At 33.6% G+C, this 22,294-nt stretch carries 20 protein-coding genes; 15 read left to right on the plus strand and 5 right to left on the minus strand.

Features of this window, described 5'->3' with window-relative positions; genetic code table 11:
* Positions 1 to 22: 22 nt before the first annotated feature.
* Positions 23 to 1,591 carry an oligogalacturonate-specific porin KdgM family protein gene (locus tag A9G31_RS03835; RefSeq protein WP_065560518.1) on the minus strand — a complete coding sequence of 523 codons (1,569 nt, stop codon included), beginning with the start codon at positions 1,589 to 1,591 and terminating at the stop codon, positions 23 to 25.
* Positions 1,592 to 1,880: 289 nt separating this feature from the next.
* Between A9G31_RS03835 and A9G31_RS03840 the strand changes: the two genes are divergently transcribed.
* A complete protein-coding gene (locus tag A9G31_RS03840; RefSeq protein WP_065560519.1) occupies positions 1,881 to 3,383 on the plus strand; it encodes an MFS transporter in 1,503 nt (500 codons plus the stop codon).
* A 68-nt stretch (positions 3,384 to 3,451) separates the two neighbouring features.
* Here the strand turns inward: A9G31_RS03840 and A9G31_RS03845 are convergent, their stop codons facing one another.
* Together A9G31_RS03845 and hda are read right to left on the minus strand one after the other, a co-directional pair.
* Positions 3,452 to 4,231 (minus strand): Cof-type HAD-IIB family hydrolase, encoded by a 780-nt coding sequence (locus A9G31_RS03845; protein ID WP_065560520.1) that lies wholly within the window; start codon positions 4,229 to 4,231, stop codon positions 3,452 to 3,454.
* Between the two features lies 1 nt (position 4,232).
* Positions 4,233 to 4,916: a DnaA inactivator Hda gene (gene hda, locus A9G31_RS03850; RefSeq protein WP_080702332.1), complete on the minus strand. Its 684-nt coding sequence runs from the start codon at positions 4,914 to 4,916 to the stop codon at positions 4,233 to 4,235.
* Between the two features lie 573 nt (positions 4,917 to 5,489).
* On the opposite strand from hda, the gene mnmG reads away from it, so the two are divergent.
* Together mnmG and rsmG are read left to right on the plus strand one after the other, a co-directional pair.
* Entirely contained in the window at positions 5,490 to 7,382 is a 1,893-nt protein-coding gene (gene mnmG, locus A9G31_RS03855; protein WP_065560521.1) for a tRNA uridine-5-carboxymethylaminomethyl(34) synthesis enzyme MnmG, read from the plus strand.
* On the plus strand, positions 7,360 to 7,959 hold the full coding sequence (gene rsmG / locus A9G31_RS03860) for a 16S rRNA (guanine(527)-N(7))-methyltransferase RsmG (RefSeq protein ID WP_065560522.1): 600 nt from the start codon (positions 7,360 to 7,362) through the stop codon (positions 7,957 to 7,959). The genes mnmG and rsmG overlap by 23 nt, the downstream gene beginning before the upstream one ends.
* A gap of 43 nt (positions 7,960 to 8,002) precedes the next feature.
* On the opposite strand, the gene A9G31_RS03865 is transcribed toward rsmG, so the two are convergent.
* Positions 8,003 to 9,238: an N-acetylmuramoyl-L-alanine amidase gene (locus A9G31_RS03865; RefSeq protein WP_065560523.1), complete on the minus strand. Its 1,236-nt coding sequence runs from the start codon at positions 9,236 to 9,238 to the stop codon at positions 8,003 to 8,005.
* Between the two features lie 300 nt (positions 9,239 to 9,538).
* Here A9G31_RS03865 and miaB point away from each other — a divergent pair, with 300 nt between their 5' ends.
* The 12 genes from miaB (at position 9,539) to A9G31_RS03925 (ending at position 21,561) form a co-directional block, all read left to right on the plus strand.
* Positions 9,539 to 10,966 (plus strand): tRNA (N6-isopentenyl adenosine(37)-C2)-methylthiotransferase MiaB, encoded by a 1,428-nt coding sequence (miaB, locus tag A9G31_RS03870; RefSeq protein ID WP_065560524.1) that lies wholly within the window; start codon positions 9,539 to 9,541, stop codon positions 10,964 to 10,966.
* 79 nt (positions 10,967 to 11,045) lie between these two features.
* Positions 11,046 to 11,525, plus strand: coding sequence for a hypothetical protein (locus tag A9G31_RS03875; protein WP_065560525.1), 480 nt, complete (start codon positions 11,046 to 11,048; stop codon positions 11,523 to 11,525).
* Between the two features lie 25 nt (positions 11,526 to 11,550).
* Positions 11,551 to 12,585, plus strand: coding sequence for a PhoH family protein (locus A9G31_RS03880; protein ID WP_065560526.1), 1,035 nt, complete (start codon positions 11,551 to 11,553; stop codon positions 12,583 to 12,585).
* Between the two features lie 18 nt (positions 12,586 to 12,603).
* The gene (gene mrdA / locus A9G31_RS03885; protein WP_065560527.1) at positions 12,604 to 14,541 is read left to right on the plus strand and encodes a penicillin-binding protein 2; all 1,938 of its coding nucleotides are present in this window, start codon (positions 12,604 to 12,606) and stop codon (positions 14,539 to 14,541) included.
* Between the two features lie 2 nt (positions 14,542 to 14,543).
* A complete protein-coding gene (gene mrdB, locus A9G31_RS03890) occupies positions 14,544 to 15,650 on the plus strand; it encodes a peptidoglycan glycosyltransferase MrdB (RefSeq protein ID WP_065560528.1) in 1,107 nt (368 codons plus the stop codon).
* A 14-nt stretch (positions 15,651 to 15,664) separates the two neighbouring features.
* Entirely contained in the window at positions 15,665 to 16,846 is a 1,182-nt protein-coding gene (locus tag A9G31_RS03895) for a serine hydrolase (protein ID WP_065560529.1), read from the plus strand.
* Between the two features lie 465 nt (positions 16,847 to 17,311).
* Positions 17,312 to 18,049 (plus strand): 30S ribosomal protein S2, encoded by a 738-nt coding sequence (gene rpsB / locus A9G31_RS03900; protein WP_065560530.1) that lies wholly within the window; start codon positions 17,312 to 17,314, stop codon positions 18,047 to 18,049.
* An 84-nt stretch (positions 18,050 to 18,133) separates the two neighbouring features.
* The gene (gene tsf / locus A9G31_RS03905; RefSeq protein ID WP_065560531.1) at positions 18,134 to 18,991 is read left to right on the plus strand and encodes a translation elongation factor Ts; all 858 of its coding nucleotides are present in this window, start codon (positions 18,134 to 18,136) and stop codon (positions 18,989 to 18,991) included.
* 118 nt (positions 18,992 to 19,109) lie between these two features.
* Positions 19,110 to 19,844, plus strand: a complete 735-nt coding sequence (gene pyrH / locus A9G31_RS03910; protein ID WP_065560537.1) for a UMP kinase — start codon at positions 19,110 to 19,112, stop codon at positions 19,842 to 19,844.
* Positions 19,845 to 19,873: 29 nt separating this feature from the next.
* Positions 19,874 to 20,431, plus strand: coding sequence for a ribosome recycling factor (gene frr / locus A9G31_RS03915; RefSeq protein ID WP_065560532.1), 558 nt, complete (start codon positions 19,874 to 19,876; stop codon positions 20,429 to 20,431).
* Positions 20,432 to 20,606: 175 nt separating this feature from the next.
* Positions 20,607 to 21,131 (plus strand): hypothetical protein, encoded by a 525-nt coding sequence (locus A9G31_RS03920; RefSeq protein WP_141671372.1) that lies wholly within the window; start codon positions 20,607 to 20,609, stop codon positions 21,129 to 21,131.
* A 13-nt stretch (positions 21,132 to 21,144) separates the two neighbouring features.
* Positions 21,145 to 21,561, plus strand: a complete 417-nt coding sequence (locus A9G31_RS03925; RefSeq protein WP_065560534.1) for a HEPN domain-containing protein — start codon at positions 21,145 to 21,147, stop codon at positions 21,559 to 21,561.
* A gap of 83 nt (positions 21,562 to 21,644) precedes the next feature.
* Here A9G31_RS03925 and A9G31_RS03930 read toward each other — a convergent pair.
* On the minus strand, positions 21,645 to 22,294 hold a 650-nt coding region (locus A9G31_RS03930; protein WP_141671374.1), incomplete at its 5' end, for an IS3 family transposase.

The raw sequence follows: 22,294 nt of genomic DNA on the forward strand, positions 1-22,294 counted from the left end.
TATTTTATTATTGTATCTATCACTAAAATAAGTAACTTAACCCAAGAGCTAACTTTGTTTCTCTGGCACTTGAATGTACTTTTTTAGCAAAATCTTCTGCGGCAAAATTAATTTGCCAATCTTTTGTGGCTTGCCAATTAATATCTACTTCTTGTTGATAATCATGTTTTCTATCATTTTGTAATACATAATTACCCTTTAAATATGAAAAGCGATATCCTATATTCCAATCAGGAGATAAAACATAATGCGTTCCAATATCAAATCGATTACGTGAACGATTATCAACATAACCTTGAACACTATCTTCTCGTTTATTACGGGAAACTTTACGATATTCAAATCGATATTGGCCATAAAACGAAAGATCATTGTCTGATAACCAAGTTAATTTCAATGCTGGTGCGTATCGCATACCTGGTCGTTGTGAGTCACTGACATCACCTAATTGATAATGAGGAATATTTTCTTTGCTTTTCGCTTTATATCCACCACCCGAATAAAATCTTACTTCCATATTTGGTGTTAAAATCCAATTATCAGCAAGATAAAAATTATAACCACCATACATTTGATAATAGTTTGAAGCTAAATCATCAAAAAAGACTCTATCCTTCAATTGATTATAAGTCGTTATCCCAATACCAAGATAACCTTGCTTATCAAAATCAAGATGCAAACCAAAATTATCACTATGATAACGAGATCTTAAACCATAATTATGAACATACTTAAAATAGGTTTTATAAGTAAAATTAGATTCTGTATTATTTGATTTTCCAAAAGCGTAATTAAAACCGACTTTAAATTTTGCTTGTCGGGTATCAGTTGTTTTGTTTTTGGAAACATCAGAAATAGAAAAATATGGTCGAAATAATTTTGAGTAGTTATAAGTTACTTTAAATTCTTGTTCATAGTCCGTTTTTTTATTGTTATAAGCTTTATATTTATTTTTAGCTAATTCATTCTTCAATGCCTTATATGATTGATTGGTAAAGTCACCAATATAGTAATTAAAGGTATAGACAAGATTAAGTACTTTTATTCCTGAATAAGCCAATGCCCAATCTAAACGATGCCTTCCTGTATTACTACTTGAAATATATTTAACTTCATTACCGAAAATTTTTGCAATTTTATACCGTTCGGCTTGCGATATTTTTTTCCATTCATAGCGATAACGTAAGCTACTTGACCAATCACTATTGAATTTATAGCTATACTTCAAACCAGGTTGATAAAGAGTTAAATCTTTACCAAATCCTAACTCTAATGCAGGAATTAATGCCCCCCAATCATTAGGAAGACCAAATATTTTTTGGATCACAACTCCACCTGAACCACCATACATATCATCATATAAAACATCCCTTTTATTTCCTCCGCCTTCATTCACACCAAATTTAAATTCATATTGCCAATTATCATCTGTTTTATGGATTAACTTTAAAGTATCAGCATGAATCCTATTCATCGACTTCCAGTTGTGTTCATATTGAAAAGTGGTTTGACCAGAGCCAGCAAATGCATACAACGAAAATGTTGAAATAAGTATCATTAAAGAAATTTTTTTTAATTTTATTTTTCTCATCACTATTACCTTATTTTTAGCTTTTTTATTTTTAAAATATTGTTTTATATTTTTTATAAATTTTTCTGTTAATAAGATCACAGTTTAGATAAACAATCAAAATTTTATTTTAACATTATGATATGTATAAATTTATTTTAAATAAAAGTATAAGTTAATCTCTAAAAAATAAATAATTTATTACCAATATCACATTTCTAAAAAAAAAATTTAAAGTAAATTTCAATAAATTTAGTATCTTTAAGTAATATTTTTAAAACGTTATTTCATTATTAAAGAAAAGTAATTTATGGCTGACAATCAAAAAAAAATAACCACACTAACTCGATTTTCGTATGGTAGTGGTAACTTAATAGGGAGTGGTGCACTGGCTATTAGTGCTGCTTGGCTACTCTACTTTTATACAACTTTTTGTGACCTTTCGGCTTTTCAAGCAACATTAATATTTTCAATAGCAACCTATTTAGATGTTATCTTAAATCCATTGATGGGGTTTATTACCGATAATTTTAATCATACCAAACTAGGGCGTCGTTTTGGGCGTCGTCGGTTTTTCATTTTATTAGCTATCCCTTGTATGATTATTTACCCATTACTATGGGTTGATGGAATGAATTTTTGGTACTACTTAACAACCTATATTCTATTTGAGTTCATTTATACCATGATAATGATTCCATACAACACATTACCGGTAGAAATGACCAAAAACTTTGATCAAAGAACCTATTTAGCTGGTTCAAAAGCGATGTTTGGTAAAGTTGCTAACTTCTTAGCGGCTGCCATACCGGGTATATTTTTCTATCTATTCAATGGCAAAGATTCACCATTACCATTCTTACTTACCGGTATAACCTATGCCACTATTATGGCTATTGCACTCATTTTACTTTATACCAATAGTTGGGAGAAATCTGTTGATGAAATAGAAGATGAAACAACATCTAGTTTTTTGGAAAGTATAATTAAATTATTTTCTGACGTGTTTTCAACATTCCGATTAAAAACATTCAGAAATCATTTAGGTATGTACTTATTTGGTTTCGGAGCTGAATGGTTGTTTGCAGCAACATTTACCTATTTTGTGGTTTTTAATTTAGGTCAACCAAAAACATTTGTATCAGAAATGAATAGTTTAAGTAGTATATGCCAGTTAATTTCAACTGCATTCTTTATGGCATGGTGTGTAAAACGCGGATTTAAACGTCCTTTTGTGATCGCCATATTAATCGTTATATCTTCTGTAATTGGTTATATTGGTATCTACTACTTTAATATGCCAAATATAACTTGGATTGTTGTTGGTATCACAATTTGGTTTGGATTAGGTACTGGTGGGGTTTATTACATTCCTTGGAGTGTTTATACATTTCTAGCCGATATTGATGAAGTATTAACCGGAAGACGCCGTGAAGGTATCTACGCAGGTGCAATGACTATGGCAGGTAAACTAATGCGAGCAACAATTGTTTTTATTCTAGGACTCGTATTGAAGTTTTCTGGATTTGTCTCAGGGGTCAATAGCGTACAACCACAAAGCGCCGTAAATGCAATCAACTTAGTAATGATTGTTGGGGTATGTGGAATGGCCATTTTAGGTATTATATTTACATATCGCATGAAATTAGATAAATCTACTCACGCACAAGTTATTCAAGAGCTAGAAAGACTAAAAAATGGTGGTAAAAAACAAGATGCAACACCAGAAATAAGAAACTTAGTCAAAGAGCTAACAGGATATGACTATGACAACTGCTTTGGCAATAATAATGTTGGTTTTAAGCATCACTAACAATAAATAAAATCTAAATAAAAAAATCATCTAATATTAACAATTAGATGATTTTTTTAAATAGAAAATTAAATCAACCCAAATTTTTGTAACGCTTTAGCAATACCATCATTATTATTAGTATCTGTAACAAACTCAGCTTTTGCTTTTAATTCATCAACTGCATTACCCATAGCAATAGGATGATCAACGGTTAGGAACATTTCAAAATCATTCATACCATCACCAAATGCATAAGTTGGCACATCAGTGAACTCTTTATTTTGTAATAACTGAGTAATACCATAACCTTTAGAGCCACCATGATTAAAAACATCAACGCAGTAAGGGGTATTACGAATAAAGGTTAGCTCAGGAAAAACATCTCGATAAAGCTCTTCTCCAGATTCACAAAGTAATAAAAGCATCTGAATATGCGATTTTAAATAAACCTGATCATCAACAGGAGGAACTGGTTGCTTAAGATAATGATAAAACTTCTCGGCTGGTTGACTATACTCAGATATACACATCATTTCATCATTATAAAAAGATAAAGGAATATTCGTTTCCTGCTTAGAATACTGATGTATCCTTGTTATCACATCTTTATCAATATTATTAGTAAAAACCTTCTCGCCTTTGTATAAAACAACTTGCCCATTCATACCAATGATTGAATCAATTTTAGTTTTTTTCATTAAATCAACAACTTCACAAGGTGTTCGACCGGTTGCAATCATTGGAATAATATTATTTTGTTTTAATTTTTCTATAGCTTCAAGAGAGCTAGACAATACATCAATTTGACTATTAAACAATGTCCCATCTAAATCAAAAAAAACAATAGCTTCAGGTTTATGACTCATATTACAAATCCAAAATATTTTTAATAAAAGGAATAGTTAACTTTCGTTGTTGTGCTAACGTTGCTACTTCAAACTTTTCTAATAAAGAAAACAATGTACGCATATCACGATTAACACGTTTTAATAAAAATAACCCAACATCTGTTGATAGTTCAAACCCACTTAATTGCGCTCTCAATTGCAAAGCTTTAAGCTTATCATCATCGCTAAGTTCTTTTAATTGATAAACCTGCCCCCAAGACAACCTAGAAACTAAATCAGGCAATATAAAAGAAATTTGTTTAGGTGGAGCATTTGCGGTTATTAATAATTTACTCACATTTTTTTCTGTCAAACGATTAAATAAATCGAAAATAGCCTCTTCCCAATCTCTATGACCAGCTATTGCATCAATATCATCTAAACAGACTAAATCATAATTTTCTAATCCTTGTAAAATTTCAGGTACCAAATGATAATGCTGTTTTAATGGAATATAACTAGCTAATTTATTTTGGCTTGACGCATGTAAAAGGTGAGTTCGGCCTGCAACGCTAGCCGCCCATATATAAAAGACATTAAAACCCTCTTTACCTAATAAGGTTTGCAACGAATCAAACAATAACCGATTATTACCTACATAAAAACTATCAAAAGTTTCATTATTAGATAATGGAAAAGGCAAAGGTAGCTGTGAAAGAGTAATAAAGTAACCTCACAATACAAATAAAATCATATTAAGTATAAATTTGCTTTTATAAAAATCAATCACTTTTATATAAAAAGACAAATAGATAACTGCTAATTCAAAAATAAAACAAAAAACAACAAAACGATCAAAACATTCTGTTTAAAATAAGAGCAATAAAAAGTTAAAATTCAAGCAATCAAACTTAATTTTTGTGGATAACTCTGTTAAAAATTAGGATAACAAGCTGTTATGATCGCATTAACAACTTCAAAATAGAAAACACTTGTGGATAAAAAGAATAGTTATACACAAGTTTAAACAAAAAAAGATCCGATCAATTAACAGAATAAACTGATCGATAAGATCCTATAAAATAATTATAAAAAAGAGTTATCAACAAAAATGATCCAATCTAATAATAATAAAAATAAAAAGATCATCTGAAAGATCTTATTTTATTTAAATCGCGATCAAAATAGATCATTTGACGTAACCGAAAAGATGAGTAAAATCTCCTACCCTAAATAAACCAAATCTCCAGATCTAAATTAGCGATCATCTGTACACAAAATAAATACGAGGCTTTTTATGTTTTATCCAGATCTTTTTGATGTCATCATCGTTGGTGGCGGTCATGCAGGAATAGAAGCAGCAATGGCATCAGCAAGAATGGGGCGAAAAACACTACTTTTAACCCATAATATCAATACATTAGGACAAATGTCTTGTAATCCTGCTATTGGTGGTATAGGTAAAGGCCACTTGGTAAAAGAAATTGATGCAATGGGTGGTTTAATGGCAAGGGCTATTGATCATGCAGGGATCCAATTTAGGATCTTAAATAGTAGTAAAGGACCAGCAGTAAGGGCTACAAGAGCACAAGCAGATAGATCACTATATTGCAAAGTGATACGAAAAACACTTGAAAACCAAGAAAACTTAATGCTATTTCAACAATCTGTTGAAGATGTGATCATAGAAAACGATCAGATCATAGGTGTAAAAACCCAAATGGGAGTATCCTTTAAAGCTAAAGCTGTTGTGTTAACAACAGGTACCTTTTTAGATGGGAAAATCCATATAGGACTTAATAATTATAGTGGTGGACGAACAGGAGATCCAGCCTCGATCGGTTTATCAAAATCACTTCATCAATATCCATTTAGAATGGGACGATTAAAAACTGGTACCCCACCACGAATTGATGCTAGAACAATTGATTTTTCAAAATTAGACACACAATATGGTGATGATCCTGTTCCTGTATTCTCATTTTTAGGTAATGCAAGCGAACATCCTAAACAAATTCCTTGCTATATAACAAGTACTAACGAAACAACACACGAGATCATTCGAAATAGCTTAGATCGTAGTCCCATGTATACAGGTGTTATAGAAGGAGTTGGTCCAAGATACTGCCCATCTATTGAAGACAAAATTATGCGTTTTGCGGATCGTAATTCTCATCAGATCTATTTAGAGCCTGAAGGATTAGATAGCAACGAAATATATCCAAATGGGATCTCAACAAGTTTACCATTCGATACACAATTAGCATTTGTACGCAGTATGAAAGGATTAGAAAATGCTAATATTGTCAGACCAGGTTATGCGATCGAATATGATTATTTTGATCCAAGGGATCTTAAACCAACACTTGAAAGTAAAGTTATTAAAGGTCTATTTTTAGCAGGACAGATCAATGGAACAACTGGCTATGAAGAAGCCGCTGCTCAAGGAATGCTTGCCGGTTTAAATGCAGCACGTTTTGTATATGATCAAGATCAATGGTATCCAAGCCGTGATCAAGCTTATTTAGGGGTGTTAGTTGATGATCTTTGTACTCTTGGCACTAACGAACCTTATCGCATGTTTACCTCGCGTGCAGAATATCGTTTAATGTTACGTGAAGACAATGCTGATATTCGCTTAACTGAGATTGGTCGCAAGCTGGGCATGGTTGATGATTATCGCTGGCAACGTTTTAACGAAAAATTTGAAGCTATTGAACAAGAAAGAGCAAGATTACGTGATATATGGGTACATCCTCATATTGAAAGTATTGACGAAGTAAATGCCGTGTTAAGTGCTAATTTGACTAAAGAAGCGAATGGAGAAGAGTTACTTAAGCGACCTGAAATGAGTTATAACACATTGAAATCGCTTTCATTATTTGCGCCTGGATTGTCTGACGCACAGGCTGCGGAACAGGTTGAAATTCAAGTTAAATATGATGGATATATAAAACTGCAAATAGAAGAAATTGAACGTCAAAAACGCAATGAAGAAACGCTTATTCCTGAGCATATTGATTATGCTGAAATATCGGGTTTATCGAACGAAGTTGTGGCTAAATTAAAACAACATAAACCTGTTTCAATAGGACAAGCTTCGCGTATATCAGGAATTACTCCTGCTGCGATTTCAATGTTGCTAGTTTATTTAAAAAAGAAAAATTATGTTAAAAAAGAAACTCATTAATCTAATTGATCAAACGGATCTTTTGATCTCAGAATCACAAATAGATCAATTGATCCATTATGTTGAAATGCTCAACAAATGGAATAAGACTTACAACTTAACAGCTGTACGAGATCCTAATGAAATGTTAATCAAACATATCATGGATAGTTTAGTTGTATCGCCCTATTTAACTGGCAAAACTTTTATTGATGTTGGAACCGGTCCTGGTTTACCAGGCGTTCCACTAGCAATTATTAATCCAGATAAACAATTTGATTTGGTGGATAGTTTAGGTAAGCGTATTCGATTTTTAAAACAAGTTCAGTTTGAATTAAAGCTAACTAATATAAACCCAATACAAAGCCGAATAGAAGAATATAACGATAAAAAGTTTGATGGAGTTATTAGCCGAGCATTTGCTTCATTGCAAGACATGCTTAGTTGGTGTAAACATCTTCCTAATGAACAAGGAGTTTTTTATGCTCTAAAAGGAAGTGACATAGATCCTATTACAGATGGTTTTACACTTAAACAAAATATAAAATTGACTATACCTGAGTTAGATGCTGAAAGATGTTTAATTATTATTCAATAATTTTTGTGCTTAACTAAAAGATTTTCTGAAACTTTTTATAAATTTAATTTTTTCGCCTTTTCAGATAATCTTTAATACCATCAACAATTGATTTAGATACTTGATTTTGGAACGAAGCAGTCTTTAATTTTTTTTCTTCGGTAATATTACTAATAAAGGCTGTTTCAACTAAAACCGATGGAATATCGGGTGCTTTTAATACTGCAAAACCAGCTTTTTCAAGTGATTGTTTATGTAACTTATTTATTCTTTTCATTCGATTCAAAATAGCATTACCAAGTAACACACCATTATTTAACGTTGTTTTTTGAACCAAATCTAAAATAGTATTATCTAAATATTTATCGCCACTGCGGCTAACACCGCCTATTTGATCTGCTTCATTTTGAGTTTGAGCTAAATAACTAGCTGCTGAACTACTTGCTCCACGTGTCGATAAAGCAAAAACAGATGAACCACCAACAGAACGGTTAGTAAAGGCATCAGCATGAATAGAAATAAAAAGATCAGCACGCAACGATCGTGCCTTAGCTACGCGGACTTTTAATGGAATAAAAACATCTTCATTACGGGTCATATAAACTTTAATATTAGTCTCTTTCTTAAGTAAATTATAAGTTCGACGAGCTATTTGCAAAACAATATCTTTTTCGCGTGTTCTATTATAGCCAATAGCACCTGGATCTTCGCCACCGTGTCCAGGATCGAGCACGACAATAATTGGTGCATTTTTCTTTTTATTTGTTTGGGTTTTGATCTCTGCTTGTTTTTTACTAAGATCACCGGCTTTATATTCTTCTAATAGTGCAAGTAAAGGATCATCATCACTTGTTGAAGTTGTTCTGGAAGGATAAAGATCCATCACTAAACGATGTTTAAATTCTGCAATAGGTGATAGAGTAAAAGTATTAGGATTAACATTTTGTTTTAATTCAATCATAATTCTTACAGTTTTAGGATCTAATTGCAAAACTTGTATTGACTTAATATAAGGATCATGACTTAAAACTTTTGATGTTATTGCTTTTAAAGTTGGATTTAAATTGAGATTATCAATATCGATCACTATCCTATTCGGATTAAATAGCGAAGCGCTTTTATAATTGAGTTTAATATTTGATTCTAAAGTTATTCGTGTATAGGTAGATGAAGGCCAAACTCGTACAGCAACGATTTGTGCTTTAGTTGCTGCAAAGCCAACTCGAGTAACAGATAATAAACATGTAGCAATAATACCTTTAACTAATAGGCGTTTTGTTGGGCTAAATGTTTTTTTCATATATTAAACACTTTATTTGTTATCAAAGTTAGTGGCGGATAATAGCATAAAATAAAGGGACATTAAAAAGAATGATTATCATAACCGACAGTTATTTTGATAAATAAATTTTTTTAAATTATCTACCCATTTTTATAACAAAAACATGCTAATTTAAATGATAAAACAAGCACAGCTTTGAGCAGTCATTTTTTATTTTGTTATAGACCCTACAATAACAAAAGATTACAATATAGCACGCTAAAATCGCGGATTTAAACCCGTTTTCATTTTAACAATTAAATTATAGCTGAGTTATTGATGAGCAAAAAATTACATATCAAAACTTGGGGTTGCCAAATGAATGAGTATGACTCAACAAAAATGGCAGATCTCCTTGAATCCACCCACGATTTAACTTTAACTGAAAATGCCGAAGAAGCAGATATTTTATTACTCAATACCTGTTCTATTCGAGAAAAAGCCCAAGAAAAAGTCTTTCATCAATTAGGACGTTGGAAGAACCTTAAAAAAAATAACCCAAATATTATTATTGGTGTAGGGGGATGTGTTGCTTCGCAAGAAGGTGCCCATATTCGTAAACGTGCGCCATTTGTGGATATTATTTTTGGACCTCAAACCTTTCACCGCTTACCAGAAATGATAGAGCAAGTTAAAAGTGGTAAAGGCAATCATGTGGTTGATGTAAGTTTTCCTGAAATTGAAAAGTTTGATCGCCTACCAGAACCTCGTAGCGAAGGCCCAACTGCATTTGTTTCAATTATGGAAGGATGTAATAAATATTGTACTTATTGCGTAGTTCCTTATACTCGAGGAGAAGAAGTTAGTCGACCTTGTGATGATGTTATTTATGAAATAGCTCAGCTTGCTGAGCAAGGTGTACGTGAAGTCAATCTATTAGGTCAAAATGTAAATGCATATCGTGGACCGACATTCGATGGTGATATTTGTTCCTTTGCTGAATTACTACGCTTAGTTGCAGCCATTGATGGTATAGATCGTATTCGTTTTACAACTAGCCATCCAATCGAATTTACTGATGATATTATTGATGTTTATCGTGACACACCAGAACTAGTAAATTTTTTACATTTACCAGTACAAAGTGGCTCTGATCGTGTATTAAACTTAATGAAACGCACGCATACTGCGCTTGAATATAAATCAATTATTCGAAAACTACGCAAAGTACGCCCAGATATTCAAATTAGCTCTGATTTTATTGTTGGTTTCCCTGGTGAAACACAAGAAGACTTTGAACAAACCATGAAGTTAATTGCCGATGTTAATTTTGATTTAAGTTACAGTTTTGTCTATTCAGCACGTCCAGGTACGCCAGCTGCTGAAATGGAAGATAATGTTTCGGAAGAAGAAAAAAAACAAAGACTATACATTCTTCAAGAGCGAATTAACCAACAAGCTATGCAATTTAGCCGTCGTATGTTAAATACAGTGCAACGTATTTTGGTTGAAGGTCCATCTAAAAAAGATCTTATGGAATTAACAGGCCGAACTGAAAATAATAGAATTGTTAACTTTGAAGGTCGCCCTGAAATGATTGGTAAATTTGTTGACGTTGAAATTACCGATGTTTATCCAAATTCATTGCGTGGCAAAGTAGTAAGAACTGAAGATGAAATGGATCTACGCGTAAGCGAATCACCAATGTCAGTTATATCTCGAACCCGAAAGGAAAATGATTTAGGTGTTGGTATTTATCAACCATAAAAGCAAAACGTAAAATATTTAGTTAGTTATTTTAAATAGAAATTAAAAAGTTATTAAATAAGAAAATAGGAAAGAAAAAATGTTTATTATTTTTGGTACTCGTGGAAGAGAAGTTAACGAACGTGGTGGACAATTTAATTGTCCTAATTGTTGCTCACAACAAAATATTACTACTGACGAAAAACAACAGAAATACACACAAATAAAAGTAGCAAAATATTTTACATTATTTTTTATTCCTATTTTTAGTTACTCTACCTTAGGTCGTTATATAAAATGTAATCAATGTAATAACGATTATAACGAAAATGTGCTCGACTATGTACCGCCAACATTTGAAGAACAAATAGCTTCATATGTTGAACAAGAGTTAAAAAGTGGAACACCTATTTCAATGTTGGTTAATAAATTGAAATCACAAGGATTTGATGAAAATCAATCAACAAGTGCAGTAAATAATGTTGTTAAGGGAAATATAGTTTCTTGTCATCAATGTAAAATGGATTTTATAAAAGGCGTTGAAAAATGTTCTTTATGTGAACAGCGTCTCAGCAATTAAAATTAATTGAATAGAGGTTTTATTTTTGAATATTACAACACAAGAAACCATACTTGATCCCGCTGATAATCAGCGGCTTAATAGTCTTTGTGGTCCTTATAATGACAATATAAAACAGTTAGAGCGTCGGCTTGGTATTGAAATTAATCATCGAGGTAATTTATTTTCAATAACTGGCGATGATATTTGTGTTAGGGCGACTATTGATATTTTGCAATCTTTTTATAAACAAACCAAAATCAAAGACAAAATAATTGATATTGAACCAGAACAAATTCATTTAGCTATCAAAGAGACAGGTGCGCTTGAAAAAATGAGTGAACACTTACCTAGTTATGTTGATCATCAAGGCGGAAAGCTAGTGATGATAAAAACTAAGCGAGGTATAATCAAACCCCGAACAGCGAACCAAGCACAATACATAGCTCATGTTTTGGATTACGACATTTCTTTTGGTATAGGACCTGCTGGAACAGGTAAAACTTATTTAGCGGTAGCAGCTGCCGTTGATGCGCTCGAAAAACAACAAATTCGTCGTATTGTACTAACTCGACCAGCAGTCGAAGCTGGTGAAAAACTTGGCTTTTTACCAGGTGACTTAAGCCAAAAAGTGGATCCTTACTTACGTCCACTTTATGATGCCTTATTTGAAATGTTAGGTTTTGAAAAAGTCGAAAAACTAATTGAAAAAAGCGTGATTGAAGTGGCGCCACTCGCTTATATGCGTGGACGAACATTAAATGATGCATTTATTATTCTTGATGAAAGTCAAAATACTACGATTGAACAAATGAAAATGTTTTTAACTCGAATTGGCTTTAATTCAAAAGCGGTAATAACAGGTGATATTACTCAAATTGACTTACCGCGAAATCAAAAATCTGGATTACGTCATGCAATAGAAGTATTAAGCCAAGTTGATGAAATTAGTTTTAATTTTTTTAATAGTGAAGATGTCGTGCGCCACCCAGTAGTTGCTAGAATTGTTAATGCTTACGAAAAATGGGAAGAACAGCAACTTATGCAACATAAGTTGCAGCATACAGAAAGAAGTATTTAGAGGAGTACTATTATCTCTATCTCAAGTAAACATAAGAAAACTAAAATTCGAGATCATTCAGCGGAAGCAAACTTGTTTTTACGCCGAGCACTGTTTTCTTTTATTGTCATTATTATTTTAATTATTGTATTGATTGCAAACTTAGCTAGTTTACAGATTTTGAATTATAGTTATTACACGACAAAATCTAATGATAATCGCATCGAAATTATCCCTATTCCACCTAATCGCGGCATGATTTATGATCGTAATGGTACGCCATTAGCGATTAACAATATTACTTATCAATTAAATATCATTCCCGATAAAACTAAAAACCTCAATGAACAATTTGAAGAATTAAAAAAAATTGTTGATTTGACTGATGAAGATATTGAAAATTTTCAAAAAGAGCGTCGTAATTATAGAGCTCATCGTCCGGTACCATTAAAAGATAATTTAACCGAAAAACAAATAGCGCGTTTTGTTGTAGATCAACATCGTTTTCCTTATGTTTCTATTGCAGGTATACAGCATCGTTATTATCCTTATGGAGCATCACTGACGCATATTCTTGGTTATATTTCTAAAATTAATAGTCAAGATAAACAGCGTTTAGAAGATGAAAATAAAACTAGCGACTATGTAGCAACTTTTAATATTGGAAAAATGGGGATAGAAAAGTATTACGAAGATGTATTACACGGAATCCCTGGTTATGAAAAGGTTGAAGTCAACAGCCGAGGTAGAATTGTACGCAAACTAAATCAACAACTACCACAAGCGGGCGAAGATATCTATTTATCTATTAACCTAAAATTACAACTTTATATAGAACAATTACTGGCTGGACGTAAAGCGGCTGTGGTAGCTATTGATCCTAACAATGGTGAAATTTTAGCCTTAGTTTCTAGCCCAAGTTATGATCCCAACTATTTTGTTGGTGGCATATCAAGTACTAAATATAGCGAATTACTCAAAGATCCTAGTAAGCCACTTTTCAATCGAGCTTTACTAGGAGCTTATCCACCAGCTTCGACTGTTAAGCCTTTTATTTCCATTGCGGCCTTAAGTGAAGGAGTGATCACCCCAAAAAGTGTGGTTAATGATCCTGGTTGGTGGCAACTACCTGGTACTGAACGGCGTTATCGTGATTGGTTAAAATGGGGACATGGTCGAGTTGATGTATTAAGGTCGATTGAAGAATCAGTTGATACCTACTTTTATCAAGTTGCTTATGATATGGGCATTGACCGCCTAAATTTATGGATGACTAAATTTGGTTATGGTGAACGAACAGGTATAGATATTTCACCAAACGAAGAAACACGAGCAGTTATGCCTAGTCGTGAATGGAAATTGAAGCGCCATAAAAAGTCTTGGTTACAAGGTGACACTATTCCAGTTGGCATTGGTCAAGGTTATTGGACAGCAACACCTATCCAAATGGCAAAAGCATTAACTACGTTAATTAATAATGGTAAAACTTATACTCCGCATTTTTTATTATATAAAAAGAGCGATATTTTAAATTCAGATGAACATCAACCAACAATTAATCCTGAAAAATACATAGAAGATAATAGTTTAGTTAATGTTAAATCAATTTATTGGGATTTAGCTAAAGAAGGTATGCATCGTGTCATGTTTGGATCACGAGGAACAGCCCGTAAAATTTATGCAGATGCAAAATATCAAGCGGCTGGCAAATCAGGTACCGCACAAGTTTATGGTTTAAAACAAGATGAAGTCTATAACGCCCATAAGATACCTGAACATTTACGCGATCATGCATTATTTATAGCTTATGCACCTTACGATAAACCAAAAATTGCATTAGCTATTATTTTAGAAAATGGTGGTGGCGGAAGTTCAAATGGTGGTGCAGTAGCTCGTAAAATATTAGATTTTTATCTTCTCGGCAATAACTCAACAGAGCTAGATGAATCATCACCAAATACAGGAGCTGAAGACTAATAATGAATAATAGTAAAAAATCTTTTTGGCAAAAAATACATATTGATCCCCTGTTTTTTTTATTTATTACTTTATTACTTGGTTATAGTCTTTATATACTATGGAGTGCTAGCGGACAAAGTCTTGATATGATGCAAAAGCGAGTAATACAAATATTACTTGGCTATAGTGTAATGATTACGCTGGCACAATTTTCGCCCAGAACATATGAAAAATGGGCTCCACACCTATATATTGTTTGTATTATCATACTATTACTAGTAGATATTTTTGGATATACCAGTAAAGGTGCACAGCGCTGGTTAGATTTAGGTATTTTGCGATTTCAACCATCTGAAATAGCCAAAATAGCCGTACCATTAATGGTTGCTAAATTCATTCACCGTGACGGATGCCCACCGCCATTAAAAACCACACTACAAACACTTGGTATAATTGGCGTACCGACATTACTTGTTGCTATGCAACCAGATCTAGGTACAGCAATATTGATTATTATGTCAGGGCTTTTTATTATTTTTTTAGCAGGAATGAACTGGCGCTATATTCTTATTGCATTAATTTTAATTGCTATATTTTTACCAATTATGTGGTTCTTTTTAATGCATGATTATCAACAAAAACGTGTATTAATGCTAATTAACCCTGAACTTGATCCAAATGGAGCTGGTTATCATATTATTCAATCCAAAACAGCAATAGGATCAGGAGGTATATGGGGTAAAGGTTGGCTTGAAGGGACACAATCACAACTTGAATTTTTACCAGAGCGACACACCGATTTTATCTTTTCAGTTATAGCTGAAGAGTTTGGTTTTATTGGTTCTATTATTTTATTAATTCTATTTTTATGCTTAATTGTGCGTGGACTTATTATTGCAGCTCAAGCACAAACAACATTTGGACGAATTTTATCGGGTGGACTAATTTTAGTATTTTTTATTTATGCATTTATTAATATTGGTATGGTCAGTGGAATCTTGCCTGTTGTTGGTGTACCATTACCACTAATAAGTTATGGTGGCTCATCCTTAGTCGTATTAATGGCAAGTTTTGGCATTATGATGTCTATCCACACACATCGATATATGTTGTCTAAAAATATTTAACGGAATTGATATAAATGAAAAAGAAATTTAAATTATCTTTTGCTTTGTTTGCGCTTGCAATTAGTTCATCAGCGTCGGCTGAAATGGCTTTTCCTATCCCAGCTATTCCACAACTAGATGCTGAATCTTATATATTAATCGATGCAAAATCGGGCGAAATTTTAGCGCAATATAACGCTGAACAGCAGCGTGATCCTGCTAGCCTAACTAAAATGATGACCAGCTATGTGGTTGGTCAAGCGTTACGATCAGGACGCATAAAAAATGATGATATGGTTGTAGTAAGTAAAGATGCATGGGCAACGGGCAACCCTGTTTTAAAAGGATCATCATTGATGTTTTTAGAAGTGGGTAAAACAGTATCAGTTTCTGATCTTAATAAAGGTATTATCATCCAATCTGGCAACGATGCTTGTATTGCAATGGCAGAACATGTTGCAGGAAGCCAAGGTGCATTTGTTAACCTAATGAATGATTATGCAAAAAAAATTGGGCTAAACCATACCCATTTTGAAACCGTTCATGGGCTTGATGCGCCAGGGCAATACACAACAGCTAAAGACATGGCTTTTTTAGGGCAAGCATTGATTCGTGATTTACCAGAAGAATATTCTATTTATAAACAAAAAGAATTTACCTATACCCTATCAAAACCACAACTTAATCGAAATGGACTACTTTGGGATACCACATTAAACGTTGATGGAATTAAAACAGGACATACTAATGCTGCTGGCTATAACTTAGTTGCTTCAGCGGTTGATGGCAATACTCGCTTAATCTCAGCGGTACTAGGTGGACGAACCTTTAAAGGGCGTGAAGAAGAAAGTAAAAAACTATTAGTATGGGGATTCCGCTTTTTTGAAACTGCAAATCCTGTAAAAGCTGATACGGCATTAGCAACAGAAACGATTTGGTATGGTGATGAAAATAAAGTTCAATTAGGTGCAATTAATGGGGCTTACATCACAGTACCAAAAGGTCGTTCAGCAGATGTGCAAGTTGAATACAAAATTGATGATTATATTTATGCTCCAATAACCAAAGGTACGGCCGTAGGTAAAATGCAGTTCCTATTAGATGGAAAAGTGATTAGTGAACAGCCACTTGTTGCTTTACAAAATGTTGAAGAAACAGGATTCTTTGGCGGTATATGGGATTGGATAAGCTTACAATGCCATAAATTATTTAGCTAGTTTCAGTTATCATTGTTCTGTAAGTATCAGCTTACAGAACAACCTTACCTATTAAAAATAAATCATCTTCTAACATAAAAAATCGTTATGAAAAACACTCCGGTAGAATATTGATTTTATTGAATTTTTTATTAAAACGCTGTATTTAACAAATAGCTGCTAATTAAATATACAATAAACACTTAATAAAACTAACCTATACATCATTACAATAATTAACACCGCTAATAACTTATAAATGCAAATAAAGCTAGCAATATTATACTATTTATGGTATAAAACGCGCGCTACATTTCACATTATTTTTGCAAAAGTAATGATGAATAAAAGCATTAAATTTAATGATTAATTAACGTTATAACACACACATATCATTACACTTTTCCGGGGTGCCTTTTTCTTTATGTATAGGTCGGATAGAGCGGATATGTGGAGGCATAACCCCAACGTCAAAATGAGGAAATCATGACTACAGTATCAATGCGCGATATGTTACAAGCGGGTGTACACTTTGGACACCAAACTCGTTATTGGAACCCAAAAATGAAACCATTTATTTTTGGTGCACGCAATAAAGTTCATATTATCAATCTTGAAAAAACAGTACCACTGTTCAACGAAGCATTAGCTGAATTAAACAAGATTGCCGCTCGTAAAGGTAAAATTTTATTTGTTGGTACAAAACGTGCAGCTAGCGAAGCAATTAAACAAGCTGCTGAAAGCTGTGGACAATACTACGTTAATCACCGTTGGTTAGGTGGTATGTTGACTAACTGGAAAACAGTACGTCAATCAATCAAACGTCTAAAAGATTTAGAAACACAAGCTAGTGATGGTACATTCGATAAATTAACCAAAAAAGAAGCACTAATGCGTGCTCGTGAAATGGCTAAATTAGAAAATAGTTTGGGTGGAATTAAAAATATGGGTGGCTTACCCGATGTGATCTTTGTTATTGGTGCAGACCACGAACATATCGCTATCAAAGAAGCTAACAATTTAGGTATTCCAGTCATTGCTATTGTTGATACTAACTCAGATCCTGATGGTATTGATTACATTGTTCCAGGTAATGATGATGCGATTCGTGCAATTCAATTATATGCAAATGCAGTTGCTGAAGCAGTACGTTCTGGTCGTGAACAAAACCAATCTCCAGTATCTGAAGAAAGCTTCGTAGAAGAAGCACCAGCAGCAGAGTAATAAACTCAAATATTTTCAGGGTCGATAATAATATCGACCCATTCTAATGAAAATCATCACAATGGTTAAATAGAGGATTAAAAAATGGCTGAAGTTACCGCTTCTATGGTAAAAGAACTGCGCGAAAGAACTGGCGCAGGTATGATGGAATGTAAAAAAGCATTAGTTGAAGCAAACGGTGATATCGAACTTGCAATTGACAACATGCGTAAATCAGGTCAAGCAAAAGCAGCTAAAAAAGCAGGTCGTGTTGCAGCTGAAGGTGTTATTATTTCTAAAATCTCTGCGGATAAAAAATTTGGTGTAATCTTAGAAGTAAACTGCGAAACAGACTTTGTTGCCAAAGATGCAGGATTCTTAGCATTTAGTGATAAAGTTGCAGAGGCAGCATTAACAGAACGCATTAGCGATATTGCTACACTACAAGCTAAATTTGAAGAAGAGCGCACAGCTTTAGTTGCTAAAATTGGTGAAAACATCGGTATTCGTCGTGTTGCTGAAATTGCTGGTGACGTAGTAGGTAGTTACCAACACGGTGCTCGTATTGGTGTATTAGTTGCTGCAAACGGTGCTGATGATGAATTAGTTAAACATATTGCAATGCACATTGCTGCAAGCAAACCAGAATACGTTGATCCAAGTGATGTACCTGCTGACGTGGTTGAACATGAACGTAACATTCAAATTGATATCGCAATGCAGTCAGGTAAACCACGTGAAATCGCTGAAAAAATGGTTGAAGGCCGTATGCGTAAATTCACTGGTGAAGTATCACTAACTGGTCAACCATTTGTAATGGAACCTTCAAAAACTGTTGGCGACTTATTAAAAGAAAAGAGTGCAGCAGTTGCTTCATTCATTCGTTTTGAAGTGGGTGAAGGTATTGAAAAAGTCGAAGTTGACTTCGCTGCAGAAGTTGCAGCAATATCAAAACAATCTTAATTGTTTTATAAAACCGCCGTTAAGGCGGTTTTGTTTATCTACAAAGTATTTTAAAATTACTGCTAGATAGGAGCTCTAGCTCCTTATTTTATTAAATAACGAAACAGTGAGACATCATATGGTAACCCCTTTTTATAAACGTATTCTTCTTAAACTCAGTGGTGAAGCACTACAAGGTGACGAAGGTTTTGGTATTGATGCAACCGTTCTTGATCGTATGGCTCAAGAAATAAAAGAGCTTATTGAAATGAATGTTGAAGTTGCTGTTGTTATTGGGGGGGGTAATCTATTTCGTGGTGCAGGACTTGCTAAAGCGGGAATGAACCGAGTAGTTGGTGATCACATGGGCATGCTTGCAACCGTCATGAATGGACTTGCGATGCGCGATGCATTGCACCGAATAGAAGTAAACGCTCGCTTAATGTCAGCCATTCCATTAAATGGTGTATGCGATGACTATCGTTGGACCGAAGCAATTAGCTTGCTTCGCCATGGTAAAGTCGTTATCCTTTCTGCAGGAACTGGTAATCCTTTTTTCACAACCGATTCAGCAGCATGCTTACGGGGTATTGAAATTGGTGCAGATGTTGTCTTAAAAGCGACCAAAGTAAATGGTGTTTACTCTGCCGATCCTGTTAAAGATCCAACAGCAACACTTTATAAAACACTAAGCTATGAAAAAGTACTTACAGATGAGCTTAAAGTAATGGATTTAGCGGCATTTACATTAGCAAGGGATCATAATCTACCAATTTGTGTCTTTAATATGAATAAACCTGGAGCGTTGCGTCGTGTTATATTAGGCGAACAAGAAGGAACATTAATTAATAACAAAGCAACTGTAACCAGTTAATCATCTTTATTTTAAATAAGGTTTTTATTATGTTAAACGAGATTCAAAAAGAAGCGCAAACGCGCATGGAAAAAAGTATTGATGCGTTTCAAAATCATATTTCTAAAGTAAGAACGGGGCGCGCATCACCAAGCTTATTAGATGGTATTATGGTTGAATATTACGGTAGTCCAACACCATTACGCCAACTAGCTAATATCGTTGCTGAAGATGCAAGAACGCTAGCGATTACTGTATTTGACAAATCACTTACACCACTAATTGAAAAAGCAATCTTAACATCAGATTTAGGACTTAACCCAGCATCAGCAGGTACTGTTATTCGCGTACCACTTCCACCATTAACCGAAGAACGCCGTCGAGACTTAACCAAAATTGTTCGTAACGAAGCAGAACAAGGCCGAGTATCGATCCGTAATATTCGCCGTGATGCCAACGACCAAATCAAAGCATTACTAAAAGATAAAGAAATATCTGAAGATGATGAACGTAAGGCACAAGATTTAATCCAAAAAGCGACAGATGCCGCAATTAAAAAATTAGATACAGTGCTTGCTGATAAAGAAAAAGAACTAATGGAATTCTAATTCTTCTACTTTTTCCCTTTCCTTCCAAACGCTCTGTTTTATAAAGCAGAGCGTTTTTCCCTTGAAAAATTAATTTTTATACAAACCTATTTTAGGATGGAAAATGCCAATATAAGTAATCTAAATTTTTATTGGTTGATAGGAAAAATCTTTTTCTTATAATGAACCTTATTTTATGATGAATTATATAACCTATTTATTTGATATAGGATTCATTAAAAAACATATTGCAGAAATCATTAGGGCAAATAATCAAATTTCAAATAGCTCTAATTTTTTAATACATTTGTTTGATGCATATTTATGGAATGGTAATTTTGAGGGAATTAACAAAGTATATCAAGAACTTGATAAATTAAATAAAAAAGATGTTATTTATGGGTTATCTCAACGCCTTGATTCATTGCGTCAATTTCAAACTAATTTAAAATTGAGTGATGAAAATATGCAATTTTTACTTAAAACTTTTCTTGATATAGCTGATACCTATCGGTTATCACATTCTAAAATTTGTTGTGAGTATTATCCAGACGACGATATTAATATTATGATACTAACAACCAACGACTCTGATTTTGTACGTTTGGCTAAAATAGATGGTGAGTTGGCTGATAAAATTGCTGAAAATAAACACCTTCATGATAAGGCGTTCGGCGTCTCTATTCGTTATCTAAAATCTGAATATCGAGTTATTACTTAGGAGGCGAAAGGAAGTGCCAGTAAACTGTAAAGACTTTCTCTCTTTTGCTGAAGATTCATTAAAACGGAATGATGAAATCGGTTATCGTAATGCAATTGCTAGAGCGTATTATAGTTGTTACCACGCTATCTTATCTTCAATCAATTTTAGATTACCTAAAGATGAACCTTCTCATAAAAGAGTCACCGATTATTTAGCTGCTCCTGGTAAAGATGAAGCCATTCCAAGAATGAAATTAATTTCTTTAAGGGCAAGATTGTTAGAGCAAAAAGCACTTAGAATTAAATGTGATTATCATTTACAAGAAACATTAGACAAAAAAGAAGCTGAACTTAGTATAGCTAAAGCTAGAAAATTTATACAAGATATAAACAAGTTATACCTTTATCAAACGACTCTGTGCCAAACGCTTAACTATAACTTCTTTTAAAAAACACCCAACCGCTACCCTCGTAAAAAACACCACTCCCCAAAAAAAGCCAAAGTGTAAATACCCCAAACTTAGTATACAACTTACATAGAAAATAATACTGCTTGTTTTAGTGTTTTATACTCAATCGGTGTCATGTTATTTAATGCCTCATGCGGTCTTTCGGTATTATAAATCGTTAACCATTCTTCGGTTATTCTCCTTGCTTGTGCTAAGTTGTTAAAAAGATATAAATCGAGTACTTCAGTACGATAGGTACGATTAAATCGTTCAATATAGCCATTTTGATAAGGGCTACCGGGCTGGATATAATCAATGGTTATATCATGTGATTTAGCCCAGTTTATAAAGGTTTTTCCTGTAAATTCTGGCCCATTATCGACCCGTATTTTTAATGGATATCCATGATATTCGGTCAGTTTATCTAAGTAACGGGAAATCCTTCCTGCTGGTAAGCTTACTGCAATATCAATCCCTAACGCCTCACGATTAAAGTCATCGATAACATTGAATGTCCTAAAGCGACGTTGATTACGACTACTGTCACTCATAAAATCCATTGACCAACATTCACCTTGTTTATTGGGTGCTGATAGCCTTTCTGGGCTTCGTGGAGGAATGCGCTGTTTACGCTTTACCCTGAGATTAAGTTTCAACTCACAATACACCCGATACACCCGTTTATGATTCCATTTATAGCCGAGCTTTCTGATACGATTAAAGCATTTAGGAA

It is taken from the genome of Gilliamella sp. Gris1-4 (assembly GCF_001690335.1).
Lineage (GTDB): Bacteria > Pseudomonadota > Gammaproteobacteria > Enterobacterales > Orbaceae > Gilliamella > Gilliamella apicola_P.

Coding starts and splice junctions, on each gene's coding strand:
- A9G31_RS03920 (WP_141671372.1), top strand. CDS start 20,607: ATGATGAATTATATAACCTATTTATTTGATATAGGATTCATTAAAAAA.
- A9G31_RS03845 (WP_065560520.1), bottom strand. CDS start 4,231: ATGAGTCATAAACCTGAAGCTATTGTTTTTTTTGATTTAGATGGGACA.
- rpsB (WP_065560530.1), top strand. CDS start 17,312: ATGACTACAGTATCAATGCGCGATATGTTACAAGCGGGTGTACACTTT.
- pyrH (WP_065560537.1), top strand. CDS start 19,110: ATGGTAACCCCTTTTTATAAACGTATTCTTCTTAAACTCAGTGGTGAA.
- A9G31_RS03895 (WP_065560529.1), top strand. CDS start 15,665: ATGAAAAAGAAATTTAAATTATCTTTTGCTTTGTTTGCGCTTGCAATT.
- A9G31_RS03875 (WP_065560525.1), top strand. CDS start 11,046: ATGTTTATTATTTTTGGTACTCGTGGAAGAGAAGTTAACGAACGTGGT.
- mnmG (WP_065560521.1), top strand. CDS start 5,490: ATGTTTTATCCAGATCTTTTTGATGTCATCATCGTTGGTGGCGGTCAT.
- frr (WP_065560532.1), top strand. CDS start 19,874: ATGTTAAACGAGATTCAAAAAGAAGCGCAAACGCGCATGGAAAAAAGT.
- A9G31_RS03840 (WP_065560519.1), top strand. CDS start 1,881: ATGGCTGACAATCAAAAAAAAATAACCACACTAACTCGATTTTCGTAT.
- tsf (WP_065560531.1), top strand. CDS start 18,134: ATGGCTGAAGTTACCGCTTCTATGGTAAAAGAACTGCGCGAAAGAACT.
- A9G31_RS03865 (WP_065560523.1), bottom strand. CDS start 9,238: ATGAAAAAAACATTTAGCCCAACAAAACGCCTATTAGTTAAAGGTATT.
- miaB (WP_065560524.1), top strand. CDS start 9,539: ATGAGCAAAAAATTACATATCAAAACTTGGGGTTGCCAAATGAATGAG.
- rsmG (WP_065560522.1), top strand. CDS start 7,360: ATGTTAAAAAAGAAACTCATTAATCTAATTGATCAAACGGATCTTTTG.
- mrdB (WP_065560528.1), top strand. CDS start 14,544: ATGAATAATAGTAAAAAATCTTTTTGGCAAAAAATACATATTGATCCC.
- A9G31_RS03835 (WP_065560518.1), bottom strand. CDS start 1,591: ATGAGAAAAATAAAATTAAAAAAAATTTCTTTAATGATACTTATTTCA.